The organism is Wolbachia endosymbiont of Tetranychus urticae (assembly GCF_046529255.1).
GTDB lineage: Bacteria > Pseudomonadota > Alphaproteobacteria > Rickettsiales > Anaplasmataceae > Wolbachia.
This window is the reverse complement of the sequence record NZ_CP114181.1, coordinates 1,320,485-1,339,171: the sequence shown is the minus strand read 5'-3', so window position 1 is coordinate 1,339,171 and position 18,687 is coordinate 1,320,485. Positions and strand designations below refer to the sequence as shown.

Sequence of the window (18,687 nt, the reverse complement as noted above, 5' to 3'; positions counted from 1 at the left end):
AATTCAATCACAGTTTATATGTACTAAAGGATCGACTGCTTGACCATTATGCCTTATTGTGAAACACATCTGCAGATCTTTATCTTGTGTGCTTGATTTACCTGCAGATCCAATTACTTGACCTTGTTTTACTTTATCACCAATTTCAACTTGTATGTTTTTTAAATAGGAGTACATAGTCATGTAGTTATCTTTATGTTCCACTATAATTAAATTTCCGTACCACCTCAGGCCTTTGCCTACGTATATTACTTTGCCAGGTGCAGAAGCAATAACCTTTGTTCCACTTTGAGCAGTAATTTTTATGCCATCTTGACATATTTTATCAGAAGAGGTAACTGCATCTTTAACCGGTATTACAAATTTACACATGCTTTGTGCATTATTGTTATATACCTTATCTACAAAGGCTTTTCTACTTTCTTTTCGCAGCGAAGAATCAACATTTTCTTTAATCAAATGATACTCCCTTGTGTACTCTAGGTCTCTTTTCCCATAAAATTCTTCGCCTTTAAGTAGTACAGGTGCAGGTTTTTGCAGGCCACAGCTTATCAGTATTGCTGATAATATAAAGAACAAGGCTATACGACACATACACTTATCTCTAGATATATCAACTTTCACAAAACTTTATAGTGTTTTTCGTCTATTTATTACTTTCTTCATTTATTTTATCAGTCAAATAGTCTCTTAAATCGGTAAGTTCTTGCAACAAATTTCTTGAATAATGATCAATTCTTACATCGTTACCAAATTCCTTTTGTACTCCTTTTATTGTATATCCTTTGTCATATAGCATATATTTTATTTTCTTTATTGCCTCTATACACTTATGATCATATAGTCTTCTTCCCTTCCGTTTTATGGGTTTAATTTGATGGAATTGACTTTCCCAGAATCTTAAAACATGCTGCTCCAAATGTAGTTCTTTAGCTACTTCTCCAATTGTGTAAAATAATTTTTCCTTATTCATCGGTTATTTATTAATTTCTTCATCATTTTTGAAGGTCTAAAAGAAATTGATTTTCTCGCTTGAATTACTACCCTTTCCAATGTCTTTGGTATATTTCCTGGTCTTTCTTTTTTGTTTTTAACCAAAAATGTCCCAAATGAAGATATTTTTACTATCCCATCCTTTGCTAAGCTCGTTTTTATCTCATCCAATATATCATCTATTATTGCAATAGAGTCTTCTTTCGATAATCCAATTTCCTGGTTTATACATTCAGCTATTGTTGCCTTAGTTACTGTTGTGTCTTTTGTTGTCATAATTTATTATAGTATGTTAATATAATATAACAGTCGACTCAAGATTCAGCTACTTTATTTTTGTGGTGTGTTTCTTTTGTAGCATAATTAAAAATACTAGCAAATGTTAACATTGCAAATATTGTGAAAAGCGCCGTTTGATGATCTGAAAAAAGTGCTAAAATTGACACTAAAATTCCACTCATAATAAACATAAATCCATTGATAATGGATGATGATGTGCTAATATACTTCTGCTCAACAATCTCACTGCCAACAGTAAAATTAAGCATATGTCCGCCTGCAAAAAAACCAAACATTAACATACAAAAGTATATAATATGAACTGTTAAATTGCCGTATAGTAAAATAATAACTGAAATACTTTGCAATGTGGCAAAAGCAGAGATTACGTGCCTTCTATTTTTAAATAGATTTGAGATTAGATCTGCAATTGGAGCACCAGCTGCAAGACCAAGCCACAATATTGCAGTTGCCACACCTAACTCCATTGTATTGAGTTCTAAGTTGCTTAGTAACCTTGGTGCCCACAGCATATTAAGCGCTAAAAATGTTCCAAAAGTAATAGCACCCACTATTGAGGTTATCCAGATATCTCTTAATTTTAGCACTGTTAGTACAGAACATATTACTGTTTTTATAGAGCTCTTTATTGTGTATTCCCCCAAATTTTTTTTTGAAAGTCCTTTCGGATAAAAAAACATAAGTACGAATATCGATACGCCAAATAATATTACGCATACAATAAGATTTTTCCAATCTGCACCTTCGGCAAGCAAGCTAGAGAAGCACATTTGAATCATCAAAGCAGAAAGACTTGAAATTGTCTGCACTAGTGAGAACATCAGTCCAAATTGAGTAAGGGGAAAATATGTGCTACTTACATGAGCAGCGCCAATAAAACCAAACGATGCTCCAATTGCGATCAAAAATTGAAATAAAATTAAATGGGCAAAATTGTCACTCTTGATAAGGACAAAAAAACCAAAGAGCATGATTGACAATGAGAAAAAATAAATTTTTTTGCTGGAAAAAACATTAAACATTGCCCCACTAAAAAATTGTGAGATAGCAAAAGTCCAAGTATATGCTGAATTAGCTAGTGCAACTTGCGCGATTGTGAGCCCAAGTTCTTTTTCAAGATTCACGCTTATAAAGGTGTAGATTATCTGCATATTGCTGAATACAACAATCAAGTTACTGATTAGCCAAATGAACCAAGCTTTATTTTCCATAAGATTTTTTATAAATAGTCCATTGATAATAAACCTCTTTTAGGCTCTGATTATTGTTAAAACAGTTGCAATTATAGTATGATATAAAAGCTATGAAACAACAAATTTGTTGTGAGATTTAATTTGTTAGAGTCTGTACATAACCTCAAGAAAGAAATAAGTTCAACAATCATTACCTATAAGATAAAAGGTGAAAATTTGAAATTATCATGAACTGGCTCATTTTTCTGCCACTTATACCAATTCTCATTATTAATGAACCAAATAAGAAGCATAGCAGAGTTGTTTAACCGTGGAAGGGGAAAGAGAGGTAATAAATTTACACAAAGCGCATTCAAGCAGAACAATTGTATCGTAGATTTTATTGCGTAAAATGTTCTGTTTTATATATAACCAAAACCTCTCAACAGGATTGAGTTCAGGTGAGTATGGTGGTAGGTATATAATTTCGATATTTTTAGGTGCCTTTAAATTTTTTGACTTATGCCAACTAGCGCAATCCATCAAGAGAAAAGCCTTTCGTATTCCTAAATATTGCGACATCTGTTCAAGGAATATATTTATACAATCAGTGTTGACGTTTGGTGCAAATAAGCTAAAATTCTCTCCATTTCTGGGATTAACTGCACTATAGAGATAAAAATTTTCCTACCTAATTTTACCTTAACCTGTGTCCTACTGCCTTTTTTAAACCACCCATGTCCAACTTTCGAATGTGTACCAAACCGTGATTCATCGAAGAAAAATAGCTCTTTTTCAGAATGCATGACAATAGTTTCATTGAGTTTTTTTTTAAACTCCTCTTGCTTGTTTTTATCTTGTCCACTATGAACTGGTCTTGGTGTGATATATGAGAATTTCATTCTTTGCATATTACGATGTATTGCGGATTTGCTGATATTCAAACCAAATCTTTCTTGGATTCTTATTCTCATTTCTCTAATAGTAATATTGGGGTTTTCCTCTATCCACAACTCAATTCGTTCAAGTTGACTTTGGTTCAATATAGTTTTTCTACGGCGTTGAGGTGGAGCAAATAATTTTTCTTCTCTTCCAAATTTTATGTGCTTTATCCATGTAGTAATTGCCTTTCTCGAAATGCAACATATTTTTGCTACAGCTGTTATACTGTGCTTTTTTGCTGCAATTACAGCATTTAGTTTTTTTGCAACATACGCATTATTTCTTACTCTCTTCAGCATCTCTTTTGCTGATTTCACCACTTTTTCATCCAATAATTTTGATCTTAATGCCCATCTAAACCTCGCTATTTTACTTACTTCAGTATGGCTTTTTTCCATTATTTTCTATTCGTTGCTTGTATAGCGGGAATTGGTATTAGATGATGTTTTTTCAAATTGTTGATAAATCAAAGTCAGTTTAGCTATTAATTATTCATCTTTTTTCTAATTATGCAGTGGATCTATTATTAAACCTTTCAATAATACTTTTTATTTTTGCTGCCTCTTCAAACTCTAAATTTTCAGCATGCTTCAACATTTGTTTTTTCAAACTGCTTAGATCATTCGGACTAAAATCCTCAATCACCACTTTTTCCCGTAAAGTATTTGATATAGGCTTTATTATAGTTTTTGGTACAATATTATGCAGTGTATTATGCTCTGTCTGTTTCTTTCTTCTCCTTTCAGTTTCTTTCAGTGCACGATCCATAGAATTAGTAATTTTGTCTGCATATAAAATTACTCTGCCTTCAACATTTCGTGCAGCACGACCTATCGTTTGAATGAGCGAAGTCTCTGATCGTAAAAACCCTTCTTTGTCAGCATCTAAAATTGCAACCAATCCACACTCGGGAATATCAAGACCTTCCCGCAACAAGTTAACGCCAACAAGAACATCTATTTCTTTAGATCTTAATTTGCATATAATTTCAATTCTTTCCAGTGCACCAATATCTGAATGTAGGTAAGTTACTTTCATACTGAGCTCACTCATATGCTCAGCTAGCTTTTCAGCCATTTTTTTTGTCAATGTGGTAATTAGAATACAAAACCCTTTTTTTATCGTCACTTGTGCCTCATGAATCACATCATCAACCTGACTCTCTGTTGGTTTTATGGTGCAGATGGGATCTGTCAGTCCTGTTGGGCGGATAACTTGCTCTATAAATGCGTGATTTGTCTTTTCTAATTCATATTTTCCTGGAGTAGCTGAAACGTAAATAGTCTGTGGCCGTATTGCCTCCCACTCTTCCGATTTTAATGGACGGTTATCAAAAGCAGAAGGTAGCCTAAAACCATAATCTATCAATTTCTTTTTACGTGCTTCATTACCGCTATACATTGCACCTATCTGGGGAACGGTTACATGGCTTTCATCAACAAATAAAATTACATCTTTAGGTAAATACTCAAACAATGTAGGCGGTGGATCTCCGGCTTTCATTCCGTAAAGATAACGCGAATAATTTTCAATACCTTTACACACTCCCGTTGCCATCATCATTTCAATATCAAAATTAGTACGCTGCTCAAGACGTTTTGCTTCAACAATTTTGTTCTGTGAATAGTAATAATCCAAGCGTTCATGTAGTTCTTTTTTAATCAACTGAACTGCTTGCAAAAGAGTCTCACGTGATGTAGTGTAATAGCTGTTTGGAAAAATGGTGACTTTATCTATACGTCTGATAATATTGCCGTTAATGGCATCAATCTCAGAAATTTCCTCTATTTCATCACCAAACAATGATAAACGCCAAGCTTTATTTTCATAATAGGCAGGAAATATATCAATAATGTCGCCGCGCACTCTGAAATATCCTCGCTCAAATCTGACATCAGAACGTTTATATTGGAGATTAACTAAATTATTCAGAAAGTCATTAACATGAATCTTATCTCCGGCACTTAAAGTCAAGGTCATGCTGAGATAGCTCTCAGGCGAACCAAGACCATATATACAAGAAACACTCGCAACTACAATCGTGTCCCTACGCTCCAAAAGAGAGCATATAGCAGAATAGCGTAGCATATCAATTCTTTCATTTATTAAAGAGTCTTTTTCAATATAAGTGTCTGTTTGTGGCGAATAAGCCTCAGGCTGATAATAATCATAATAAGAAATGAAGTATCCAACAGCATTGTGAGGGAAAAATCCTCTCATCTCCTCGTAAAGCTGCGCCGCTAAAGTTTTATTATGTGCCATAATTAATGCAGGCCTGTTTGTTCTTGCAATAACATTTGCCATAGTGAAGGTTTTTCCAGAGCCAGTAACTCCAAGCAAAACCTGATCTCTTTTATTACTATTTAACCCTGCAACTAAGTTGTCTATTGCCTGTGGTTGATCTCCAGCTGGCTGAAAATGTGTAACTATTTGAAATTCCATACCTTTATATTTTCATAATGTATTTATTACTATACAATACATTTGCTAGTGTAAATAAGGTATGAAAGAATGAACATAAAAAACTCTATTTTTTCTTTTTATAGAGCCTGCTCCAAATCCTATTGTTGGTTAATACAAAAAACACCGTCAAAATTATAAAATACGTCATTATTTTTAGCCCAAGTTTATGTCGGCGCTCCAGTTCTGGCTCTGCTGCCCATTGTAAGAAATTTACCACATCATATGCCATATTTTCAACTGTGGCTTGTCTTGCACCATCATATTCTACCATTCCTTCAGAAAGAGGTGGGGCCATAGCTAACCTACCTGTTGAAAAATATGGATTAAAATATAAACCATTCTCATCCTGCTCGCCGTTTTGATAGCCTATCAAAAGTGAATAGACGTAGTTTGCACCATCGTGCCTTGCTTTGACAATGAGTGATAAGTCTGGTGGAATTGCACCATTATTACTTGCTGCAGCTGCTTCTTTTGTATCAAAAGGTGCAATAAAATAATCCGAAGACACTCCCGGCCTATCAAACATTTCACCCAAATCATTTGGACCATCTTTCACTTGATAAGAGGCTGCAATTTGTTTTACGTCCTCTTCAGAAAAACCAACATCTTGCAAATTACGAAACGCTATTCTATTCATTGAATGGCAAGCAGCACAGACTTCCTTGTATACTTTATAGCCACGCTGAATTGACTCTCTATCGAAAGATCCGGTAATTCCATTAAAACTCCAGTCAATTTTCTTGTTTGGTAAAGGTTTAAACTCCTCTGCAGATAGAGAATTAGCGAAAAATAATATACAAAACACAGCAACTTTAACCAATAGCATCACTTCATCTCCGGCACGGAATCGCTTATTGTTTTTGGTAATTTTTTTGGTTTCTCATACTTACTAAGTAAAGGTAAAATTATCACAAAATATGAAAAATAATAAAGAGTTGAAAGCCTACTTAAAGTAATGTAAGGCTCCTTAACTTCTTGTCCCCCAAGCCAGGCAAGAAATGCAAAATTTATTGCAAAAAACCAAAAAAATTTCTTAAATAATGGACGGTAGGAACCACTTTTAACCTTTGATTTATCAAGCCAAGGCAAAAGAAACCACACTAAAATAGATCCAAACATGGTAAGTACACCAATAAGTTTATTTGGAATTGAACGCAGCATCGCATAAAAAGGTAAGAAATACCACTCTGGCACTATATGTACTGGAGTTACCATAGGATCAGCCTCTATATAATTATCAGGATGCCCAAGATAATTAGGGGCATAAAAAACAAATGCAAATAAAATTATAAAAAATAAACCAAAAGTTATGCAGTCCTTTGCTATATAGTAAGGATAAAAAGGAATGGTATCCTTATCTGACCTGACTTCTATTCCACTTGGATTATTAGAGCCAAACCTATGCAGAGCAACAACATGCAACATAGCTAAAGCGATAATAATGAAAGGCATAAGATAATGCAGCGCAAAAAAACGATTAAGCGTTGGATTATCAACAGAGAAACCTCCCCATAGCCATATAACTATTTTATCACCAATTAAAGGTATAGCCGAGAATAAATTAGTTATAACTGTTGCACCCCAAAAACTCATTTGTCCCCATGGAAGAACATATCCCATAAAGGCAGTTGCCATCATTGCAAAAAATATAAATATGCCAATAAACCATACCATTTCTCGCGGTCTCTTATAAGATCCGTAATATAATCCACGCATGATATGAACATAGACCACCATAAAGAAGAGCGACGCCCCAACAGCATGAGTATAACGTATCAGCCATCCATAACTTACGTCACGCATTATACGCTCCACACTATTAAATGCATGATCAACATGCGGAGTGTAGTGCATGGCAAGAAATATACCTGTTATTATTTGTAAAATCAGCGCTATACCAGCTAAAGAACCAAAATTCCAAGCATAATTTAAATTTTTTGGTACTTGATAAGAAGCAGTATGTTTTAGAAAAGAAAATATAGGCAGTCTGTACTCTATCCAACCTAATATACCTTTTTCTTCTATTATTTCTTTTTTGCTGTCATCTCCCATAACTTAAAGCTTTGTCATCTTAACTCATTGTATTGTAACAATTTAACGCTAATAAACAATAAAAAGTTTAAGTTTAAAGAGTAGATTTCACAAAAACAAGCACTCAAATTTGAGTGCTTGTTTTAAAGGGACTTTTGATGACATACACCTTTAGATATTGTTGAATTGCTTAATGAACTTCGAGGACATTGATAAAGTTTTTCACACTTACTAAGTGCCATCTTGACATTTCTTTCTATAGCACTAACCTTTCTTTCTTTAATTTGCTCCAATGTCAAAAGCGAATTATCCAGTGGCATTGAATATCTTTCCCCTGTGAATTTACTGATTGCTATAGCAGTTAGCAGAATTGCTCCACTACAATCAACTTGTGAAGAACCAATTGACCTTCCAGTTGAATGTGCAATAGATTGCTGTGCAGGAGGTAAAGCAGGGGCACTCTGAAATAAGCTACTGAGTGCAGCAGTTGTTGAAGTTCCCATCCAACTAAATACACTATTAATAAAAGAAGAAGGTCTTACTGCACTACTTGGTGCAAGAGTGGTATCACCTGGGTTTACATTGGCACTCTCTGCTTCTGCAACAATCTCTTTTATCGTTTTACCGGGATAAAATAACTTAACATAACCTGATGGTGTCTCGTTCCTTATATCCTTAACATTATCAATATCAGCACCACTATCGTATAACAGCTTCATTATTTTTGGACGTTTTAAACTAATAGCCAAATATATAGGTGTGTGCCCCCGTCTGTTTTGAACATTGACGTCAGCATGATATTCAATAAGAAGCTCTACTATTTTTTGGTAATCTTTCTGAATGGCAATATGTAGACACGAATCTTGTGAAGAATCATTAAAATCAAATTTGCCATCTGGACTAGCACCATGTTTAAGTAGGACCTCTACTTTTTCCGAACTATTTTTATCTATAGCCCAGCCTATAAGAGTACGTTTTTCACCAGCATATGAAAAATAACCACTAATTCTAGCCTTTTTATCGATTAGAAGCTCTATCATTTTTTTGGTGCCCTTTGTAACAGCATAGTATATAGGAGGCACACGAAAAAAGTCCTCAATATTAACATCTGCACCATTCTCAATTAAAAACCTCATCATTTCTAAATCTTGTTTACTAACAGCAATCGATAAAGGTGAGTTACCATTTCTATCTTTAGAGTTAATAACATTAGTAGTATGTGTCTTTCCTTCTCTAATATACTCCTCAGCTTTTTGAAAATCACGTTCCTTTACTGCAGAACGTAACCCATCTCTCCATTTTTCAACTTCTGTTTTTGTAACCATAACCCTCCTAAAGGATAAAATTTTTGCCCTTATACCACATAATTTGGGCATATGCTAGTGAAATTTATATGTAAAATTAAAAAAAAATTTACAACGTAAGAGATTGTTATTTGATCACGTGCTACATTTAGTTTTTGTGCAAAACACCATAAGCCTCCTTAGTTTGCTTAAATTGCTTATACCAATTCTCATTATTAATGAACCAAATAAGAAGCATAGCAGAGTTGTTTAACCGTGGAAGGGGAAAGAGAGGTAATAAATTTACACAAAGCGCATTCAAGCAGAACAATTGTATCGTAGATTTTATTGCGCAAAATGTTCTGTTTTATATATAACCAAAACCTCTCAACAGGATTGAGTTCAGGTGAGTATGGTGGTAGGTATATAATTTCGATATTTTTAGGTGCCTTTAAATTTTTTGACTTATGCCAACTAGCGCAATCCATCAAGAGAAAAGCCTTTCGTATTCCTAAATATTGCGACATCTGTTCAAGGAATATATTTATACAATCAGTGTTGACGTTTGGTGCAAATAAGCTAAAATTCTCTCCATTTCTGGGATTAACTGCACTATAGAGATAAAAATTTTCCTACCTAATTTTACCTTAACCTGTGTCCTACTGCCTTTTTTAAAACGCTAATTCTGGATTAAAAAGAGAATAGAAAAGTCAGGAGAGTAGGGTAAACTCAACAAATAGAAAAAAATAGATGAGGTTACCCATGGAAGATATAACAAAACTGTTTTGTCTGGTCGATGATTTTTGCAGAGATATAGAGAAAAATTTTGCAGATAAACTACTACCAAACGGTAAAAAACCCACAAGAGTGCCAGAAATTACACATTCGGAAATTATCACAATAATCCTCCTGTATCAGCAATCTCCCTGTGAAAATTTTAAGGCTTTCTACCTGCATTACCTAACATTGCTCTACAAACAGAGTTTTCGAAGTTGCCTTCATACACTAGGTTTGTTGCTCTAAAGTCCAGGGTTTTGTGGCATTTAGCCATGCTATTACAGTGCCTTTGCGGATGGTCAGAACTTACTGGAATCTCATACATAGATACAACTCCTATTGCAGTTTGCCATGCAAAAAGAATATCAAGAAATAAGGTTTTTGCTGCAATTACAGCATTTAGTTTTTTTGCAACATACGCATTATTTCTTACTCTCTTCAGCATCTCTTTTGCTGATTTCACCACTTTTTCATCCAATAATTTTGATCTTAATGCCATCTAAACCTCGCTATTTTACTTACTTCAGTATGGCTTTTTTTCCATTAATTTTCTATTCGTTGCTTGTATAGCGGGAATTGGTATTAGCAGCTTATTCTCAACATATAAGAGCTTTAACTTAAAGAGGATTATACGAAAATAAGCACTCAAGCTTGAGTGCTTATTTTAACTGATTAAAAGGGACTTTTGATGTATACCTTTAGATATCGTTAAATTGCTTAATGAACTTTCAGGACATTGATAAAGTTTTTTACACTTACTAAGTGCTGTCTCGAAGTTTTTTTCTATAGTGTTAAGATTTCTTTCTCTAATTTCTTCTATTGTGAGAAGTGAATTGTCCAGTGTCCTTGAATATTTTTTTCCTGTGAACTTATACCAATTCCCACTATGTAAAGAACAGATAGACAATAATGGGAAAGAAGTGATACTAGAGTAGATAAAATAGAGAGGTATAAATGGCATTAAGGTCAAAACTGTTAGACGAAAAAGTTGTAAATTTGGCGAAAGAAATGTTAAAAAAGGTCAGAAATAACGCATATGTTTCAAAAAAGTTACAAGCGGTGATAGCAGGAAAAGAAAGTAGTATAAGCGCTGTGGCAAGAATATGTAAAATTTCAAGGACTGCTTTGACTGAATGGATAAAGCATCTAAAATTTGGAAGAGAAGAAAAATTATTTTCCCCTTCTCAGCGGCGAAGAAAAAGCAAATTAAACAAAAATCAACGTGAGCAAATTGAAATATGGGTAGAAAGAAATCCAAATATTACTATTAAGGAAGTGCAAATAAAAATCTCAGAGGAATTTGGCCTAAACATTAGCAAATCAACAGTGCATCGTGAGATACAAAGGATGAAGTTTTCTTATATAACACCGAGGCCAATTCACCATAAACAAGATAAAAACAAGCAAGAAGAGTTTAAAAAATACTTCAATAAAATAATCAATTCCCACCCTGAAAAGGAGGTATTTTTTTGATGAATCACGATTTGGAACTCATTCAAAAATCGGACACGGATGGTTTAAAAAAGGGGTCAGAACGCAGGTTAAATGAAAATTGGTAGACAAAATTTCTATATCTACAGTGCGGTAAATCCAAGAAGTGGTAAGAAAATTAGCCTACTTGCTCCATATGTAAACACTGATTGTATGAATATATTTCTGGAGCAGATGTCGAAAGATTTAGGCACGAAAAAAGCCTTTCTTGTAATGGATTGTGCAGGCTGGCATAGATCAAAAAGTTTGAAAATTCAGAAAAACATTACCATTATATACTCGCCTCCTTATTCACCAGAACTGAATCCTGTTGAGAGGTTGTGGCAATATATCAAACACAATACTTTACGCAACAGAGTCTACGATACCATAGGCTTACTTGAAGATGTTCTGTGTAATTTTATTGTCAGTATTTCCAGTGCTACTATTAAACGAGTTTGTAATGTTTCTTATTTGTTCGATTAGTAATGGAATTTGGTATTACTTATTGCTGCAGAAGTTAGCAGAATTATTCCATTACAATCAACTTGTGAAGAACTAATTGGGCTACGATCTAAGTGGTCAACAGATTGCTGTGCAGGAGGTAAAGCAGGAGCACTGCTGAATAAATTGCTGAGTGTGGCAGTGGTTACCCAACTAAATATACTATTAATAAAAGAAAAAGGTTTTACTGCACTGCTTGGTGCAGGATTTGGAGTATCACCAGCTTCCAATCCTATCTTAGTATTTGCCCTGGTGCATGTTGAGAAAGGGTTCGCTATACTACTTGCTGCATCTGGAGTATCACCAGCTTCTAACTCTAATTTAGTATTTATTCTAGCAGAAAGTAATAGTTCTGTACAATTATTTTTATGAAATCTTAACACAGCTAAGAATATTTTTTCTATGTCACAGCCATCACTGCAAAGACTTTCATAACCTGGGATAACCTCAAATGCCGTTTTGCCATTTGCATTTTTAATATTAATAGTGTTATTATTGAGCAGAAGATTCGCGATATCTAATCGACAATAAAAAAAGGCTAAGTGTAAAGCTGTAAAACCTTGCATTACTTGGGAAGTGGTACTACAAACGCTAATTCTGGATTAAGGAAGGAAGAAAGTATAGGAAATGGAAGGCTTTTTGGATTTCAAGGAATAGGAAATGAGAGTAGAAAAGATGTGAACCAAGAAATTAACGGGAGATCTATGGCGAGTATGTTCAATTTCAAGTCTATTTTTGAGGTAGCCAAAAATCGTCTCAATGATCGACCTTTTTCTCAGCAAAATCTTTTCATGTAGTGAAATTAATGCGTTTTTCATCCCCTTTTTCACCTTGGTAACAAGTTTCAAACCGCGGTTAAACAACTCTTGGAAAAGCTCTTTTTTAATATAGCCTTTATCACCAAACAAAAGACCGGTTAATTTCTTAGTTAGGTTTGCTACAGGCTCTCTATCGTCAACATTACCTCTTGTAAGCGTAAAAGCTTGAATTTCACCTTTCTCGTTAATTATCAAATGTAGTTTAAAGCCGAAAAACCAGCCATATGTACTCTTGCTTAATTTTGCAATTCCAGCAAAAACCTTATTTCTTGATATTCTTTTTGCATGGCAAACTGCAATAGGAGTTGTATCTATGTATGAGATTCCAGTAAGTTCTGACCATCCGCAAAGGCACTGTAATAGCATGGCTAAATGCCACAAAACCCTGGGCTTTAGAGCAACAAACCTAGTGTATGAAGGCAACTTCGAAAACTCTGTTTGTAGAGCAATGTTAGGTAATGCAGGTAGAAAGCCTTAAAATTTTCACAGGGAGATTGCTGATACAGGAGGATTATTGTGATAATTTCCGAATGTGTAATTTCTGGCACTCTTGTGGGTTTTTACCGTTTGGCAGTAGTTTATCTGCAAAATTTTTCTCTATATCTCTGCAAAAATCATCGACCAGACAAAACAGTTTTGTTATATCTTCCATGGGTAACCTCATCTATTTTTTTCTATTTGTTGAGTTTACCCTACTCTCCTGACTTTTCTATTCTCTTTTTAATCCAGAATTAGCGTTTAAAGAAGGGGTTTAAATTCAGAGAAAAGGTGAGGTAGGTCATGAGTAAAAAGGAAAAGAGGAGTCACTATTAGAGAACTCATATAAAAATATTTATGTAAGAGACAGAATAGCTCTGCATTATGCGGTAGACGCAAAAACAGTGAAGTTATTAGTTGAAAAAGGAGTGAATGTGAATGCAGCAGATGTAGGAGAGCACTGCACCTAGCAGTAACGGAGAAACGTCTAGAAATCGTGAGAGAATTGATAAAATCAGGAGCAGAAGTAAATGCTGAGGAATGCTGAGGAATATGGAAATAAATGCATACCTCTACACCTTGCGTGCATGGTGGAGAAAGTGGAAATAGTGAAAGAGCTAGTGGAAGCAGGGGCTGAAATAGAGCAAGAAGATAAATTTGGAATGACAGCAATAGATTATGCAAAAACAGAAGTGCTGGACTATAAGTTATCAGATTTAAGGCCAGGTATAAGGGGGAAACATGAATATAAGGCAAGAAATTCTATCTTTAACAAAGAAAACATCAAAAGAGTTGAGAAAGATGTATGAAACTGAAACTGGCTCAAAAGCACCACCTTATAGAAGAGAATACTTTATCAAGTGGTTGGCATATAGAATGCAAGAGAAAGTATATGGAGGATTATCAGAAAAATCTACAAAACAATTGGATTATTTAACAGAAGAAATGAGAAGAGGAAGAAAGATAGTAAGTGAAAATTCTTTACTAATTGCAGGCACAAGAATAGTTAAAAAGTATCATGGAGAAGAACATGAGGTGATCGTAAAAGGTTATAATTCGTTTATTTATAGAGGAAAGCCATATAAGTCACTATCTGCAATAGCAAATGAAATTACCGGTACCAGGTGGAATGGATTAGCGTTCTTTGGGTTGAAAAATGTCAGAGCAAATTAGATGTGCAATCTATACAAGGAAGTCGTGTGAAGAGGGACTAGAGCAAAAGTTTAATAGTCTTGATGCCCAGAGAATTGCTGGAGAAAGCTATGTATCAAGTCAACAACTTAAAGGATGGGTAGCAATAGAAAAGAAATATGATGATGGTGGATACAGTGGAGGAAATTTAGAAAGACCAGGACTCAAAGAGTTATTTCAAGATATAGAAGCAGGAAAAATAGATTTAGTAGTAGTGTATAAAATCGATCGATTATCAAGATCACTGCTGGATTTTGCCAAAATAGTGGACTTTTTTGATAAGCATAAAGTAACATTTGTATCAGTAACAGAATCCTTTAATACCGCAGATTCAGTGGGAAGGTTGATGCTCAATATCATACTAAGCTTTGCCCAATATGAAAGAGAACTTGCAAGTGAAAGAATAAGAGACAAGGTTGCAGCATCAAGAAAGAAGGCACTGTGGATGGGAAGTAGAGTGCCACTTGGATATGATGTAAAAGAAAAGAAATTAGTAATCAATGAAAAAGAAGCTAAACTTGTAAAGCACATTTTTGCAAGTTTTGTAGAGTTGAAGTCTATTACTGCTATAACTAAAAAGTTTAATAAAGAAGGTTATAGAACAAAAGAAGGAAAAGAGTTTAAAAAAGGAACAATAAGAGGAATTTTCACTAATGCAACGTACATAGGTTTTGTAAAACACAAAGGAAGATTATATAAAGGACAACATGAAGCAATAATTACTGATGAACTATGGAATAAAGCAAAAGAAAATATTGAAACCAGAAGATATGTAGCTACTAAAAGAGAACCAGCGTTATTAAAAGGATTAGTTCGTTGCTATGGATGTGATGCTTCGATGCAACCAACCTATGCTCAGAGGAAAACTAGAGAATACAGATACTATGTGTGTGGAAAACATTTAAAAGGAAGAGAGTGTAGTGGAAAAGAGCATACAATTTCAGCAGGAGAAATAGAACAGGTAGTAATGGAGCAAATACCTTTAATAATTAGCAATATGGGAAAAGCATTTAGCAAAGAGGGTGCTGAAACATTGAAAGGAATAACAGAAATGTGGGAGAATATATTTCCAGGAGAGCAGCGCAATATTATTCATTTATTAGTGAAAAATATCTGGTTCAAAGAAAATGGGTTTAAAATAGAAATAAGTAAAGAAGGACTGAAAAGTTTAGTAGAAAAGTACAAAGCAGGTAATGAGAAAATAGAAGCTAAAGGAAAAGATATTGAAGTTTTTATTGAATATGAGTTAAAGAAGTGCAGTGGAAAAAGTATGGTTTTAGTGCAAGAAGGAAAAACCCACAAAAAAACAAATAGTATACTTTTAAAATCTTTAATCAGAGCAAATTTGTGGCAACAGTAGTTAAATGAAGGAAAGTATACAAACATCAAAGAAATATGCACTGTAAACAACATAGCGTGTCCGAAATATGTCAGTTCAATTTTACAGCTCAACTTTCTTACACCAGAGATAAAAGAAGCAATATTGGAGGGAAAACAGCCAGCTCATCGCAGACTCAATAATTTCCTTGGCACAAAAATGAGCTTGCTTTGGGAGGAACAGTTGAACGTATTTTATAAACAAGAACATAGTTATATTTCCTCTTAACAAAGAAATCTTATTCTCAAAAAAATTAAAAGTATTTAATGAAATCTATCAAAACTCTTACTACTTGGACCTGCTAAGTCTACACTTTCCATATTACTAGATGGTATCTCGCGAACAGTTATTTCTTGAATCACTTTTTTTAACTCTTCCACAAACCTTTCTTTAGTTTTACATCTTTCTACTCTATTGAGAATATCTTCATATCTGCACAACCCTCCTGATACTAGGCGATTACATGATAGTATAAGATGTTCCCTATCCTCAATGGAAGAAGTATTCTTTCTAATCATCTCATTTAAACTTTCTTGTGCTTCAGAAAGGGTAACAGGCTTTAAATAATGAAGGCTACCAAAATTTTGACTTTGAGCTTGAACACTGGTTGCACTACTTGTAGGGTATTTTGGCTGTGTTGAATTAGGTAAGAATGAAGAACTATGTGAGTAACGTGGCTGTTGTTCATGTCGTGCAGTAATTTTAGCATTTACTTGAGATTCAGATATTTTTACTAAGCCGGAGTGATCATTGGGAACCTGATTATAGTATTCAAGAAATGTTTCAGCTCCCGAGCGAGATTCATGCCAATGACCATAATGTATAGTGTCGCCATTATAGCCTAGAATCGAACCTAGTTGTCCTTCTACCATCCTAGCTTTTTCCATTATATCTATAATAGCATTTATAGTCTTGTATTCTTCACTATCATAGGAAACTCTTCCCCTTTGTACCTTAAGATATGACAATTCTACAGAACTAAAATTCGCTCCATTGCTTACAAGAAGTTCTACCATATCAACATCTAGTTCCTGACATGCCAATTGTAGAGCAGTCTCTCCTGACTCACAGGCACAATTAACAAATTTCTCAAATTGGTTAGGAGGATGTTGAAGTCTAACCCGGTTTAATAGAAGATGAGCAATTTTAAGCTTTATATCTCCTTTCAACTCTTCAGTTGTTAATAGTGCATGTAACGCTGTGCTACCGTCACGATGATCTCTTTGCGTAGGATCATAATCATTGAGGTAGGTCAATATATAATTTATTGCGTGGGTATTTTGTTTCATAACATACTCATGAGAATAGTCGGAAGGATTAGACGAAATATAACTTGGAGTAGAACCGTATCCACTTTTACAAGCTACAAGAAGTCCTTTGATACGTGCAAGAATTCCTTTGAAATCATCAGAGCATGAACCAAGTAAACGAAATTGCACTTCATTACCTAATGCTACTAGATTGTGTACGCTAGTAAAACAGTTGACATTAGAACCTCTCATAGTATTGAGTATGAGTTGAGGACTTGGACTACCAAGGATAGCAGCAAATAAATGGGCAGTTAATGAATATAGATGCTTAAGTTCTTTTTCTTGATCTCCCTTCTCTGTATATTCCGTGACTTCTGTATCAATAGCTACTACTATATCAGCCAGCAACTTTATAACTAATGGTTCTGGCTTAGTAACACAATAGTTGTAAAGTTCTGATGAATTTTTATAAAATGTGTTACGACAAAGTAAAATCTCAAAAAGTTTTGTTTTATAATTTGTATCTTCTTCATGATATGATATCCTTGCAATCTCTAATAAAAGATCAATACAAAAGTACTTACCTTCAAGAGTATAAGCAGGGTTGAATATATTAATAAAATGTGATAGGTAAAGGTCATTTCTATTTATACTTCTTCTAAAGACCTCGGCAAAGATCAAGCGAGAACGTTCCATCGCATTACAGATTTCATAGCAATCAAACAAATCTCGTAATCTTTTAATAGCTCCATAATTACTCCTCGTGTTCATAGCAATATCTACCTGATCGCAAAATGGAAGCTGGGCGAAGTATCTAGCAAGATCATTTTCTGTTCTATTACCTGTTAATAGGTCTCCGTTAATGTAAGTAGAGATATCATCTTTAGTTATGTCACTTCTTGTATAACGATACATAATATGGCTAGAACGCGTAATAAATATGTTATATTATAATATAATATATACATGAAAAAAAGCATTTTTCAATGGTCAAAGATAATTTAATTAAGTATTTTGCGAAACTAAAAAGATAAAGTATAAAAAGACGTGTGTTTTAAGTGAGGGAAAAGGTGGAGTACAAAACAGGAAAAGATGGTATGTATGAGTGTTACTTGGTCAGAGTAATGGGAAGATAATAACTTTTGAAATTGCGTACTTTCAGAGGAATATACTGTAAGAAGACACAATTTTTCAAAACAAACCTCTCTCTACTGTCAAATTAAATTCTTTTATTTACTTGTTTACTCTGTAAATCTCTCTCAATTGTTGAAAAATACCCTATATTGTAGAGAAATAGAGAGATTAATTAATAAATTATGTAAAAGCAGAGAGTTTTTATGAAAAATAATTGAAGTAGAATCCTCTATTTGTTTCGGCTTAAAGTTCTCTGTTTTTGAGGGGTTTTCTTGATTATGTATTGAAGATGGTAAGTGGTTTGTTGTGGTGTATTGGTGGAGGCAAGCGTACTTTTCGAACTTATTCTCTGTGTATTTATGTAAAACAGTAAAAAACATCTAAATTAGACACATTTTCAGTAACTCTACTTAACATAAAAAGCCCTATGTGTTTGAGAATTTGAGAGAAAAAGAGTTGGTAAAGTGAGTCAATAAGATAAATAAAGTAAAAAGAATTTCAAAA

Annotated in this window: 12 protein-coding genes and 8 pseudogenes; 5 read left to right on the top strand and 15 right to left on the bottom strand. The window is 34.1% G+C overall.

The features are described 5' to 3' along the window. Nucleotides 1–3: 3 nt before the first annotated feature. The 10 genes and pseudogenes from O1Q06_RS06980 to O1Q06_RS06935 all read right to left on the bottom strand — a co-directional run. Nucleotides 4–594, bottom strand: a complete 591-nt coding sequence (locus tag O1Q06_RS06980; RefSeq protein WP_410543171.1) for a murein hydrolase activator EnvC family protein — start codon at nt 592–594, stop codon at nt 4–6. A 52-nt stretch (nt 595–646) separates the two neighbouring features. After that, complete coding sequence (locus tag O1Q06_RS06975; protein WP_410542513.1) at nt 647–973, bottom strand: MerR family transcriptional regulator; 327 nt, start codon at nt 971–973, stop codon at nt 647–649. Continuing rightward, nucleotides 970–1,269 (bottom strand): integration host factor subunit alpha, encoded by a 300-nt coding sequence (locus tag O1Q06_RS06970; protein ID WP_410542512.1) that lies wholly within the window; start codon nt 1,267–1,269, stop codon nt 970–972. Before O1Q06_RS06970 ends, O1Q06_RS06975 begins: the two co-directional genes overlap by 4 nt. Before the next feature lie 38 nt (nt 1,270–1,307). Continuing rightward, the gene (locus O1Q06_RS06965) at nt 1,308–2,504 is read right to left on the bottom strand and encodes an MFS transporter (protein ID WP_410542511.1); all 1,197 of its coding nucleotides are present in this window, start codon (nt 2,502–2,504) and stop codon (nt 1,308–1,310) included. Between the two features lie 252 nt (nt 2,505–2,756). Next, nucleotides 2,757–3,805 (bottom strand): IS630 family transposase gene (locus tag O1Q06_RS06960; protein ID WP_410542510.1). Its coding sequence is split into 2 segments (ribosomal slippage): nt 2,757–3,151 and nt 3,151–3,805, totalling 1,050 coding nucleotides; the frame shifts between segments, so codons are not numbered across the junction. A 109-nt stretch (nt 3,806–3,914) separates the two neighbouring features. Beyond that, nucleotides 3,915–5,849 (bottom strand): excinuclease ABC subunit UvrB, encoded by a 1,935-nt coding sequence (gene uvrB / locus O1Q06_RS06955; protein WP_410542509.1) that lies wholly within the window; start codon nt 5,847–5,849, stop codon nt 3,915–3,917. A gap of 85 nt (nt 5,850–5,934) precedes the next feature. After that, on the bottom strand, nt 5,935–6,696 hold the full coding sequence (locus tag O1Q06_RS06950) for a cytochrome c1 (protein ID WP_410543170.1): 762 nt from the start codon (nt 6,694–6,696) through the stop codon (nt 5,935–5,937). After that, entirely contained in the window at nt 6,696–7,922 is a 1,227-nt protein-coding gene (locus O1Q06_RS06945; protein WP_410542508.1) for a cytochrome b, read from the bottom strand. The genes O1Q06_RS06950 and O1Q06_RS06945 overlap by 1 nt, the downstream gene beginning before the upstream one ends. A 122-nt stretch (nt 7,923–8,044) precedes the next feature. Further along, a complete protein-coding gene (locus O1Q06_RS06940) occupies nt 8,045–9,226 on the bottom strand; it encodes an ankyrin repeat domain-containing protein (protein WP_410542507.1) in 1,182 nt (393 codons plus the stop codon). A gap of 194 nt (nt 9,227–9,420) precedes the next feature. Then, nucleotides 9,421–9,866: pseudogene (locus O1Q06_RS06935) on the bottom strand (IS630 family transposase); the annotation flags it as partial. Between the two features lie 80 nt (nt 9,867–9,946). Between O1Q06_RS06935 and O1Q06_RS06930 the strand changes: the two are divergent. Beyond that, nucleotides 9,947–10,348: pseudogene (locus O1Q06_RS06930) on the top strand (transposase); the annotation flags it as partial. Here O1Q06_RS06930 and O1Q06_RS06925 read toward each other — a convergent pair. Then, nucleotides 10,341–10,460 (bottom strand): annotated as a pseudogene (locus tag O1Q06_RS06925) (IS630 family transposase); the annotation flags it as partial. The pseudogenes O1Q06_RS06930 and O1Q06_RS06925 sit on opposite strands and share 8 nt — an antisense overlap. Before the next feature lie 165 nt (nt 10,461–10,625). Then, nucleotides 10,626–10,832 (bottom strand): annotated as a pseudogene (locus O1Q06_RS06920) (ankyrin repeat domain-containing protein); the annotation flags it as partial. A gap of 83 nt (nt 10,833–10,915) precedes the next feature. Here O1Q06_RS06920 and O1Q06_RS06915 point away from each other — a divergent pair. Further along, nucleotides 10,916–11,917 (top strand): annotated as a pseudogene (locus tag O1Q06_RS06915) (IS630-like element ISWpi10 family transposase). 20 nt (nt 11,918–11,937) lie between these two features. Here the strand turns inward: O1Q06_RS06915 and O1Q06_RS06910 are convergent. Continuing rightward, nucleotides 11,938–12,519: pseudogene (locus tag O1Q06_RS06910) on the bottom strand (hypothetical protein); the annotation flags it as partial. An 18-nt stretch (nt 12,520–12,537) separates the two neighbouring features. Further along, a pseudogene (locus O1Q06_RS06905) lies at nt 12,538–13,405 on the bottom strand (IS982 family transposase). A 178-nt stretch (nt 13,406–13,583) separates the two neighbouring features. Here O1Q06_RS06905 and O1Q06_RS06900 point away from each other — a divergent pair. The 3 genes and pseudogenes from O1Q06_RS06900 to O1Q06_RS06890 all read left to right on the top strand — a co-directional run bounded on the left by O1Q06_RS06900 (nt 13,584) and on the right by O1Q06_RS06890 (nt 15,781). Next, nucleotides 13,584–14,039 (top strand): annotated as a pseudogene (locus O1Q06_RS06900) (ankyrin repeat domain-containing protein). Beyond that, nucleotides 13,972–14,403 carry a DUF2924 domain-containing protein gene (locus tag O1Q06_RS06895; protein ID WP_410542506.1) on the top strand — a complete coding sequence of 144 codons (432 nt, stop codon included), beginning with the start codon at nt 13,972–13,974 and terminating at the stop codon, nt 14,401–14,403. Before O1Q06_RS06900 ends, O1Q06_RS06895 begins: the two are co-directional and overlap by 68 nt. Continuing rightward, nucleotides 14,387–15,781, top strand: coding sequence for a recombinase family protein (locus O1Q06_RS06890; RefSeq protein ID WP_410542505.1), 1,395 nt, complete (start codon nt 14,387–14,389; stop codon nt 15,779–15,781). The genes O1Q06_RS06895 and O1Q06_RS06890 overlap by 17 nt, the downstream gene beginning before the upstream one ends. Nucleotides 15,782–16,062: 281 nt before the next feature. On the opposite strand, the gene O1Q06_RS06885 is transcribed toward O1Q06_RS06890, so the two are convergent. Further along, entirely contained in the window at nt 16,063–17,964 is a 1,902-nt protein-coding gene (locus O1Q06_RS06885) for an ankyrin repeat domain-containing protein (RefSeq protein ID WP_410542504.1), read from the bottom strand. Nucleotides 17,965–18,687 lie beyond the last annotated feature (723 nt).

Excerpts from the sequence above, each read along its gene's own strand:
- O1Q06_RS06885 (WP_410542504.1), bottom strand. The coding sequence starts at position 17,964 with ATGTATCGTTATACAAGAAGTGACATAACTAAAGATGATATCTCTACT.
- O1Q06_RS06890 (WP_410542505.1), top strand. The coding sequence starts at position 14,387 with ATGTCAGAGCAAATTAGATGTGCAATCTATACAAGGAAGTCGTGTGAA.
- uvrB (WP_410542509.1), bottom strand. The coding sequence starts at position 5,849 with ATGGAATTTCAAATAGTTACACATTTTCAGCCAGCTGGAGATCAACCA.
- O1Q06_RS06950 (WP_410543170.1), bottom strand. The coding sequence starts at position 6,696 with ATGCTATTGGTTAAAGTTGCTGTGTTTTGTATATTATTTTTCGCTAAT.
- O1Q06_RS06975 (WP_410542513.1), bottom strand. The coding sequence starts at position 973 with ATGAATAAGGAAAAATTATTTTACACAATTGGAGAAGTAGCTAAAGAA.
- O1Q06_RS06940 (WP_410542507.1), bottom strand. The coding sequence starts at position 9,226 with ATGGTTACAAAAACAGAAGTTGAAAAATGGAGAGATGGGTTACGTTCT.
- O1Q06_RS06895 (WP_410542506.1), top strand. The coding sequence starts at position 13,972 with ATGAATATAAGGCAAGAAATTCTATCTTTAACAAAGAAAACATCAAAA.
- O1Q06_RS06965 (WP_410542511.1), bottom strand. The coding sequence starts at position 2,504 with ATGGAAAATAAAGCTTGGTTCATTTGGCTAATCAGTAACTTGATTGTT.
- O1Q06_RS06980 (WP_410543171.1), bottom strand. The coding sequence starts at position 594 with ATGTGTCGTATAGCCTTGTTCTTTATATTATCAGCAATACTGATAAGC.
- O1Q06_RS06970 (WP_410542512.1), bottom strand. The coding sequence starts at position 1,269 with ATGACAACAAAAGACACAACAGTAACTAAGGCAACAATAGCTGAATGT.
- O1Q06_RS06945 (WP_410542508.1), bottom strand. The coding sequence starts at position 7,922 with ATGGGAGATGACAGCAAAAAAGAAATAATAGAAGAAAAAGGTATATTA.